General features: G+C 47.8%; 8 protein-coding genes, 2 tRNA genes and 1 pseudogene. 4 read left to right on the top strand and 7 right to left on the bottom strand.

What is annotated here, in order from left to right; genetic code table 11:
• The 3 genes and pseudogenes from Q0W37_RS14605 to Q0W37_RS14595 form a co-directional block, all read right to left on the bottom strand.
• Nucleotides 1-307, bottom strand: a pseudogene (locus Q0W37_RS14605) (NAD-dependent DNA ligase LigA); the annotation flags it as partial.
• Between the two features lie 69 nt (nucleotides 308-376).
• Nucleotides 377-940, bottom strand: coding sequence for a manganese efflux pump (locus Q0W37_RS14600; RefSeq protein WP_297702279.1), 564 nt, complete (start codon nucleotides 938-940; stop codon nucleotides 377-379).
• 66 nt (nucleotides 941-1006) lie between these two features.
• Entirely contained in the window at nucleotides 1007-1825 is an 819-nt protein-coding gene (locus Q0W37_RS14595) for a hypothetical protein (protein WP_297702278.1), read from the bottom strand.
• A gap of 184 nt (nucleotides 1826-2009) precedes the next feature.
• On the opposite strand from Q0W37_RS14595, the gene Q0W37_RS14590 reads away from it, so the two are divergent.
• The 3 genes from Q0W37_RS14590 to Q0W37_RS14580 all read left to right on the top strand — a co-directional run bounded on the left by Q0W37_RS14590 (nucleotide 2010) and on the right by Q0W37_RS14580 (nucleotide 3629).
• Nucleotides 2010-2363, top strand: a complete 354-nt coding sequence (locus tag Q0W37_RS14590; RefSeq protein ID WP_297702277.1) for a c-type cytochrome — start codon at nucleotides 2010-2012, stop codon at nucleotides 2361-2363.
• A gap of 96 nt (nucleotides 2364-2459) precedes the next feature.
• Nucleotides 2460-2532 (top strand) — tRNA-Lys (locus Q0W37_RS14585).
• A 173-nt stretch (nucleotides 2533-2705) separates the two neighbouring features.
• On the top strand, nucleotides 2706-3629 hold the full coding sequence (locus Q0W37_RS14580; RefSeq protein ID WP_297702276.1) for a sugar phosphate nucleotidyltransferase: 924 nt from the start codon (nucleotides 2706-2708) through the stop codon (nucleotides 3627-3629).
• A 90-nt stretch (nucleotides 3630-3719) separates the two neighbouring features.
• On the opposite strand, the gene Q0W37_RS14575 is transcribed toward Q0W37_RS14580, so the two are convergent.
• Nucleotides 3720-6290 (bottom strand): FISUMP domain-containing protein, encoded by a 2571-nt coding sequence (locus Q0W37_RS14575; protein WP_297702275.1) that lies wholly within the window; start codon nucleotides 6288-6290, stop codon nucleotides 3720-3722.
• 140 nt (nucleotides 6291-6430) lie between these two features.
• Nucleotides 6431-6506: transfer RNA gene (locus tag Q0W37_RS14570), tRNA-Asp, on the bottom strand.
• Between the two features lie 73 nt (nucleotides 6507-6579).
• Between Q0W37_RS14570 and Q0W37_RS14565 the strand changes: the two genes are divergently transcribed.
• Nucleotides 6580-6912, top strand: a complete 333-nt coding sequence (locus Q0W37_RS14565) for an STAS domain-containing protein (RefSeq protein WP_297702274.1) — start codon at nucleotides 6580-6582, stop codon at nucleotides 6910-6912.
• A gap of 27 nt (nucleotides 6913-6939) precedes the next feature.
• Here Q0W37_RS14565 and Q0W37_RS14560 read toward each other — a convergent pair whose 3' ends face one another.
• A complete protein-coding gene (locus Q0W37_RS14560; RefSeq protein ID WP_297702273.1) occupies nucleotides 6940-7836 on the bottom strand; it encodes a hypothetical protein in 897 nt (298 codons plus the stop codon).
• A gap of 83 nt (nucleotides 7837-7919) precedes the next feature.
• Nucleotides 7920-8426, bottom strand: a complete 507-nt coding sequence (locus tag Q0W37_RS14555; protein ID WP_297702272.1) for a hypothetical protein — start codon at nucleotides 8424-8426, stop codon at nucleotides 7920-7922.
• Between the last annotated feature and the right edge of the window lie 221 nt (nucleotides 8427-8647).

The following is an 8647-nucleotide window of genomic DNA, read 5'->3' as shown; positions in this document are numbered from 1 at the left end:
CCTCGGCGGCTTTCACGAACTCTGCCATTTCTTCGGCGCTGTACACGTTCGCGATGCTGAGCATGGGCACCGCGTGCGCAACTTTCGCGAAGTCGTTGGTCAAGTCACTGCCGACCCGCTGCGTGAGCGATGCATTGCCGCGAAGTTCCGGGTACTTCGTTTCGAGTGCTTCCATCTCCTTGAGGCCAAAGTCGAAATCCTGGTCGCTCATGGGGGAGACGCCTTCCTTGTAGTAAAGGCGGCTTGCTTCTTCTAGCTGTTTCTTTAACTCAAAATACCGGGTGTGGTCAATGTCTTTCTGATCCATACCTGCTAATATAGAAAGACAAGTGGTTAGTAAACAGTGGCTGGTAAACAGGAAATTAAGCGCAAACCACTATAAAAGCATTTTTAAGCCAATTGCAATTAGGATAATTCCTGCGATGATTTCGGGAATCTTTGTCTTGAAACGTTTGGCTGCGTGTCGGCCGATTTCATAGCCGAGAACGCCCATAATAAAGCTAGCTAGTGCAATGGCGCTGGTGGCAAGCACCATGTTCGCGTTCAGGAATGCAAACGAAATCCCGACGGCAAAGGCGTCAATACTTGTCGCGACCGAAAGCAGCAAGATGTTTGCAATCGTCAGGTTCTTTGCGGCAATCTGTTCGCCTTCTTCTTCGCCGGAATCCCCACGAACGGCTCCCCAAATCATGCGTCCGCCTAAAATGCAAAGGATGGTGCAGGCGATAGGCGTGCCAACAGAATTGAACCAGCGCTCGGCAAAGCTCCCGAGGAAATACCCGAGCAAAGTCATGCCGCCCTGAAAAACGCCGAAGCTTACCGCCTGGAGCATGGCGCGGCTGTACTGGATTCCTTTTTTTGAAAGTCCCGTGGCAATCGAGACGGCGAAGCAGTCCATCGCCTCTACAATCGCGATAATGATAATTTCAATAAAGCCCATTCTCTAATCTGTCATGCCCGTCGGGTCCTATCGGCCTTTGGCCTCCAGGATGACAGGGCATCTCCTTTATCGCGTAAATTTATACCTACCAAGCAAATCGAAATACCTTGCCTTCGGTGAAATCTTTACAGCCGAGCGCTGTTTGCGGATACCTGTTGGCCCTTCTTCGTCGTACACAAAGAAGAACTCGCGCAAGTAGGAGTAGTCCTCCGAGCTTTTATTGTATCTGAACATGAACCCGTTTTCGGTGTAGACGAGTTCTACCGTTTCGAGAAGCTTTGGCTCGTTTTCGTTCTCCTCGTATTCAAGGCATTTCAAGGCGTTGTTTGGGTCTCCGACAATGTACTGCGTGTAGTATCTAGGATTATCCGTATAGTAGTCATAGATTGTTTTATGGTATACGGTATCGTTCGAAAGATAGGTGTCGTTGAAGGTCCAGATGTCGCTCCAGTTCGAATTTCCGGGGGTGTGTCTCAATGCGTAAATATGGCCGTTGATTTTTTTGTAGGTGACGGAATCTTCGAGTTCTCCTTCGTAGAAGTTCTTTTGGACATATATAATGGTATCACCGGAAGTTCTCTGCGTCACGATGATTTCGGATCTCTTCCCTGTTAGGGCCGTTTCGTCCGCATTCCAGTAGACGGGCTCGACAAAAGGAGATTCACTTTCTCTCATCGGGTCGAACCGTATGCTTTCCAGTTTTCCGTCGTTCCAGGTGTACTTGTGGGACCAGGCGTTGTCGCCGTCTTCAAGAAAATAGGAAGAATCGCGGTGGACATTTCCAGAAGCGATGAAGGAATCGTTGTTATTCGCAATTAGATCTGTACAAGAGTTTGCGGCGGCATAGCCCGCTAAAATCAGCAAACTAAATAGAAATCTTTTCATTTGTGTCTCCTGATACAAAGATAGGAATTTCTTTGTAATTGATGGTTTCGCCTTGCTTTGGCAAGACTTACTTCGATTGAATGATGAGCCTGCTGCTCAGGTCGAAAAAAGACTCTTTTTTTGTAAAAAAAGTCTATATTTATGAGAAATTTTGTATTAGAAGGATCGCGTCTTGAAACTGCGGGTGGCAGTCATCGTTTTTGTGGCAGTATGTGCGCTTTTCGCGGTGGAGGCATTTGTGCTTCCGCCGGTTACTCCTGAACTTAAAAATGATGCCCAGGAATACTATAATAATGAATGTAAGGGGTGTCACCGCTGGGCCCGCAAGTTTGCGGCCCCTCCGATGCGCGACAACGTGGCAAATTATGCCGAAAAGCCGGAAGATATGGTACGTTACCTGATGCATCCGACTCCGCAGCATCCCGATGATTGGCCTGCCATGGAAATCACTCCGCTCACCGAAGAACAGGCGAAAATGATGACGGCCTGGCTCCTGTATATCTTCAAGAATCCGGAAGATCCGGGGCGACCCAAATGAGGACGTCCATTCTGAAAAAAAATCGTCTTTTTTTTGAGAATGTCCCTTGACAAGGACCTCGTATTATTCTATAATTGTGCGCGTCCAAGCGACAATGGATGATTAGCTCAGTTGGTAGAGCAGCTGACTCTTAATCAGCGGGTCGCAGGTTCGACCCCTGCATCATCCACGAAAACCTCTCAGAAAAGAGAGGTTCTTTTTTGTGTCCGAAGCCGTCTGTGATGAGGCTCACTTTGTATATTTTGTCAACGTTATTTGTAATGATGTTGGTTGCAAAATTGTAATAATTTTCTATCTTTAGAAAAAATTACAATATCTGTTGTTTAGAGGAAAACATTTATAATGAAGATTGTTCTGCCCGTCGCCGGTAACGGACTGCGTCTGCGTCCTTACACCGAAAATGTGCCGAAGTGCTTGCTCCCTGTTGCGGGCAAGACTATTTTGGATTGGATTGTAGAAGATTCCCTTGGTTTAAAACCGAACGAGACGATTTTTATTACTGGCTATAAAGCGGAATCGGTCGATGCCTTTTTGACTAGACGTCCTGCCTGGGGCAAGACCCGTACGGTAGTCCAGTCTAATCCTCAGGGTCTTGGTGAGGCGGTCAGCCTTGCACTGCCATACGTGGATGACGACGAACCGGTGCTCATCATTTTGGGGGATACCCTTTTCGAGGCCGATTTGTCTATTCTGAATAGTATGGATGAAAACGTCCTTTACACATACAAGGTCGAAGATCCTCGTCGCTTTGGCGTAGCCGTGACCGATACCGCAGGTCGCATTACGCGCCTGGTAGAAAAGCCGCAGGAATTCGTGTCGGACGAGGCGATTGTCGGCATCTACTATATCAAGGACTCCAAGGTTCTCAAGGAATCGCTCAAGTACCTGATGGATAACGATATTCGCACCAAGAACGAGTTCCAGTTGACGGATGCCCTCGAGATGATGATTCAGAAGGGCTGCAAGTTCCGTACGGCTCCGGTGCAGAAGTGGCTGGACTGTGGCCTTGCCGAAACCCTGCTCGAAACGAACGCCCATGTACTCAAGCGTAACGATAATAGTGCCACGGTGAATCTGCCGGGTGTCAAGGTGGTTGCTCCCTGCTATATTGGCAAGGGTGCAAAAATCGTGAACAGCACCATCGGTCCGAACGTGTCGGTGGGCGAGGGGTGCGTGATCGAAAATAGCACGATCAGTAACGCCGTGCTTTGGGATAACGTCAAGGTCGAGGACAAGACGCTCGACAACGTGATTGTCCACGAATAAGCGGAGTTGCGTTCGCTCTAAATTTTTAAAGCACCCTGAAGGGTGCTTTTTCTCGTCTTTAGTCTGTCCTGCAAATGCAGGATCTTTTGTCTAGTCCTTAACGCAGCGGATCGAAAGGCCCGCTTGCTTGCTAAAGCAGGTGCCCTTAATCGGGTTTCCGTCGCTAGAGCAATCGTTCCTGACGTTTGTCGAGGTATACTGGTAGAACAAGTGAACAAGGGCGTAGTTTGGATCGGTTTCCAGTTCGGTTGCGGTCCAGAATCCTGCAAAACGTAGCTCGTATTCGAAGGAGCCGTTATCGTAGCGGAGTCCAGAACCCTTGATTTCAAGCCCCTTGTAAAGGTGCTGTGTAAAGACGTCCTGCTGCCAGTAGTCGTAGTCGTAATACTCTATGATTGAGCGACTGATAAGTTCTTCGTCGGCTGCTCGGACATGCCAACCTTCGGGACAGGCGGTCTTTACGTCTTCCCATGGGTAAAGTCTTCCGTAAGTATCGCAGAAACGGTCTGTGTTCTGGTAGCACCAGCTATTGGGTGTCTTGTAGTTCAGGTTGTCGACCATCATGGTCTGCTTGTTGTGGGTCAATGTCCTGTAGGTCTGTCCGTCGCGAGGATCTTTCATGGTTCCGTATTTTGGAGACCACACTCCTCCGGAACAGGTGTAGGTGAGGTCCTCAATGGTTCTTGTTTCGCTGCAGGAAGACCTTTCGAAAATCTCTCCTATCGAAGCTTTTTGCCAATCGGGGTCTTTACAGGCGTAGTAGTTGTTTTTATAGAGAACGAGATCGCTGTAACGTGACTCGTTGCAGAATCCATGTTCGTAAACGACGCTGCTGATGGAGTGCCAATAGTTGTTGTAGTAACTTTGGTTTTTGACGCATTGGTAAAGGATGCTGTCCTTGACAGCGAGTGCGCCGGGGGTGCAGGTTGCCTTGTCCATGTCTGGAAGTTTTGTCCATTTCTTGTTGGTGCAAAAGTAGACGCCACTTGAAATCTTGGCAACGCTGCTGTCGGTTTCGGAGGTGCAGTCCTTGAGGTTGTATTCGTCCTTTGAAATGGACGTCCAGCCTGTAGAGGTACACCTGTAGTAGGTCGAGGACTTGGCGGCTTTTTTGTCGAGGCTATTCTTGGTGCATATGCCAAGGCTCTTTTCTAGGCTTGTCAGGGTGCGTAACTCTCCGTTGTCGCAGAGGTAACCCTTGAACATGACATCTTGGTTTGCCTCGTTGCAGGTGAAGTCGTAGTCGTTGATGGTGAGTTTTGTCCAGCCGTAGCCGCTAGAGGTCGACCTACATTCGTAGCCGAGCGAATCCGTGTTCGGGTGCTTCCTTGTGCCAAGGTTTTCCTTGTTGCATATTCCGAATTCATAGGTGAGCGAGTCTGTCTTCTTCCATTCGTAGTCGTTGCAAATCAGGTAAGTCTTTGTACTTGTGGCTCTGTAGGTATCGCCTTCATTTTTGTGCAGGCAGTAGGCCAGGTTGTAGGGTGGTGTGCTGATCTTGATCCACGATGTGGAATTGCAGGTGTACACGTTGGTGTCGTTCTGGTATACGACATCTTGTTGCTTGCTGTTGCAGGCGCCGTAGAATTCCTCGGGGAGTGCGCTTCGCCATTCGTTTTTGTCGCAAATGACGTGGTTGGTGCTGCTTACGGTGACTAGCGAATCCTGCATGGTCTTGGTGCACAGTCCATACTTGTTTTCGATGGCCGTGAAGTTTCTCCATTCTCCGTTGCGGCAGGCGAAGGAAGTCGTGTAAACGGTGTAGGCGGAGTCTTCTTTGGCGCTTGTGCATTTCCCGTAAATGTCGGCAGGGCTTTCGGTGTAGGTCCATTCGTAATTTTTGCAGATGTAATACTTGAAGTACGAACTGGCCTTGATTTTGATGATTTCTCCTGAGCGGCTCGGCGTGCAGAGGCCTGAATCAAGTTCGATGTTGTTCAGCGATTGCCAGAGGTTATCGCGGCAAACGTAGTCGGTGTTGTCGTAGGTGATTTTCTTGCCGATATTTGAGCTGGAACATTCTCCGTTGATGTCGATCAGCGTCGTCTTTCGCCACGAAAGGCTGTCGCATGTGTATTCTTTCTTGCCGAAGGTTTTGGTGGTGCCCTGGAGCTTTTCGGTGCAGAAACCGAGCTCGACGTCCATCTCGGTGATTTCTCGCCATTCGCCCGAAACGCAGATGTAGGGCAGGCTCTTGAAGAATGTTTTTTTCTCGGTTTTATTGTTGCATTCGGGGAGTTTCTTGATTTCCTTATACCATGTGCCGTAGAAGCAGCGGTATATGGTGCTGTCGTTTCTCAGGGCGAGTCTTTTACCGTCTTGGCAGGAATCGAGACCTTCGAATGTGTTGACGATTGGGACAATGTTGTCGGAGTCGCTAATGCTGCTGGAACTTTCGTCGAAAAAGTTACGCTTCTTGCTGGATGAACTGTACTTGACAGAGCTGGAGGAGCTGAAGAAAGTCTTGACGGAAGAACTGGACTTATAACGATCGCTAGAAGACGAGAAAAAATCGTTGGACAGTAGGTTGTTGGCGTAATCGTCGCCGTACCCGCTACAAGCGGTAAAGGTGCTTGCGATAAGAAAGAGCGTGGTGCAGATAAACGCGATTTGACAAAATGCAAAAAGGGCTGTCTTGCGTATACCGGTATTGGCTCGCATAAATCCTCCTAACAGTTGTACAAAATATAGCAACAAAGAGTAGGGGGTAATAGGGGGCTGTGGGTGGCCTTGCTGAGATTGGATGGAGCGGGCTTTGCCCAATAAACGAAAAAGACCTTTCAGAGAAAGATCTTTTTTCGCGGGATAGACGAGGCTTGAACTCGCAACCTCCGGCGTGACAGGCCGGTGCTCTAACCAAAATTGAGCTACCACCCCAGTGGTTTTGTTTAGTCAGTTTCCTAACCGAACGAGCCAAATATAAAAAGGTTCTTCACGCTTGTCAAGGGATATGGGCAAAAAAAGTGCATTTTTTTGGAAAAAATTTGGAGTCAAGGTTTCTGAAAATAACGGAACCTTGATTCTTGCGTTGCAAGGTGTAATTGAATCATCAACCTCAGATGCTTTTGAAGCGGAAATGGTGTCGGCCTGTTCCAAATCCAAGAATCTTATTGCGGACTTTGATAAGGTGAATTTCATTTCTCCAGCGGCACTCAGGGTGCTTCTGACTTCTCAACAGAAACTGTCTGCTGAAAAGGGTAAAATGACTCTTGTCAATTTGCATCAAAGCGTCCGCGAAGTATTGGAACTGACTGGGTTTACCAGTTTGCTGAATATAGCTTAGGCTGTGACGTAGGCAGCCGAAATCCCGCTAGAATTGTACTCTGTAAGGGTTAGCCTTGAAAAGCTTTCGACCCTTGGTGTCGAAATAGTAGTTGCGGAGGGTACTTTTTGTGTGGATTACTCGCCTTGCGAAAGATGTCGGACTTTTGTCTTGATAAACCATAAACCATCTAAAAATTTTGTTGTAGCGGGTGTGTTCAATCATATAGCCAGAGTCGTTTTCTTTGATGGAGTAATCGTATGACACCATGATATCTCCGTCCTTGATTTGATTTCCGTTTACTGTACATTTGTTTATTGCACAACCAAAAGCCTCGTAGTATTCATGACAGGTCTGCGGATCTTCTTCTTCGTTTAGAATGAAATGTGTTTCTTTAAATCCCATTGGTACGCCATTTGAAGTAGAACGACTTATTACATATAATGTGTCGTTTTTTTGAAAAATTTCTGTATAGCGTTCATGAATGTTTTCATTTATGTCAGATTTTGCTACAATATTTGTGATGCCGTCCTTGAAAATCTTGATGGTTTGCTGAGAGATGCGCGGGTTTTCTTCGTCGTCAGGTTCGTCGACAATGGCTTCAATGAACAGGGTGTCTCCGAGAAAATTCTTTTGGAATACGATGCTACTGTTGCTTGGATTTGAAATATCGTTGGTTTGATAAAAGAAAACGCTTGTATTCGAATTAAATTTGCCATTGACAAAAGACTCATTGATTTCCATGATTTGATTGCTGTTACGAATCAGTTTTGTGGATTCAAAATTCTCTTGACCCGTATAGTATACATAGGAACTATCATAAATTACATTGGTTTCTCCAAGGTAAAGGCCGTACAGTTCCTTATAGTACATAAGCAGTCCTTCTGTACAAGTAATGGCATGGGCTGCAGCCGCCAACATCAAGCTGAAAACGAAAAAGCGCATTTGTTACTCCTCTTTTTTGGACAAAATATAAAAAATGCCCCGTCACTCATCGTGACGGGGCGTTTTAATTAATCGTTAACCGATTAGAGGCTGATCAACCCTTCAGTGTCCTTGCTCATTGCATCATAGAATGCATAGCGGGCGTCAACTTCCTTCTGGAGGTCGTCGGCGAGCTTCTTGGCCACTTCCGGATTGTTACGGGTGAGCTGCTTGTAGCGGTTTTCGGTGTAGATGTATTCTGCAACCGGGATTGTCGGCTTCTTGGAGTCGAGGATAAGCGGAGCCTTTCCTTCGGCGGCGAGAGCCGGGTTGTAACGGAGCAGAGTCCAGTAACCGGAATCCACGGCCATCTTCTGGTGCTGAAGCTGGCTGTTGAGATCGAAACCGTGGTTGATGCAGGGGCAGTAGCAGATGATCAGCGACGGACCAAGCTGGAGGCGACAACTGTCAAGTTGTCGTCGTAGGCGAGAGCACATGTCTGTCGCATTATCCCTTTTGCAATTGACTTGTGCGGTCGTGTAAAGTGCTTCTGCTTCCTGGAGAACCTTCAGGGCCTGGGCGTCGTTTGCGCCGAGGGCGATACTGCCCAACCATGACGACCGTTCGGCTCACGCCTCACTCTCGCCAACACGACTTGTTAAGACAAGTCGCTTTTGGCTCACAGACGTTCTTGTAGCTCATGGCGATGAGGCCGAGGTCCTTCTTGCCGGCGCGCTTACCAGCGGCAGCGAAGAGGGCGACTGCGCCACGGTTCGTGGGGTAGTGTCAAGGGTTTTTCGCAAAAATAGTTTGTTCCAACATCAGATCTAGG

Source organism: uncultured Fibrobacter sp. (genome assembly GCF_947166265.1).
Classification (GTDB): domain Bacteria; phylum Fibrobacterota; class Fibrobacteria; order Fibrobacterales; family Fibrobacteraceae; genus Fibrobacter.
The sequence above is the reverse complement of the archived record's forward strand: the minus strand, read 5'-3'. Positions and strand labels throughout refer to the sequence as shown.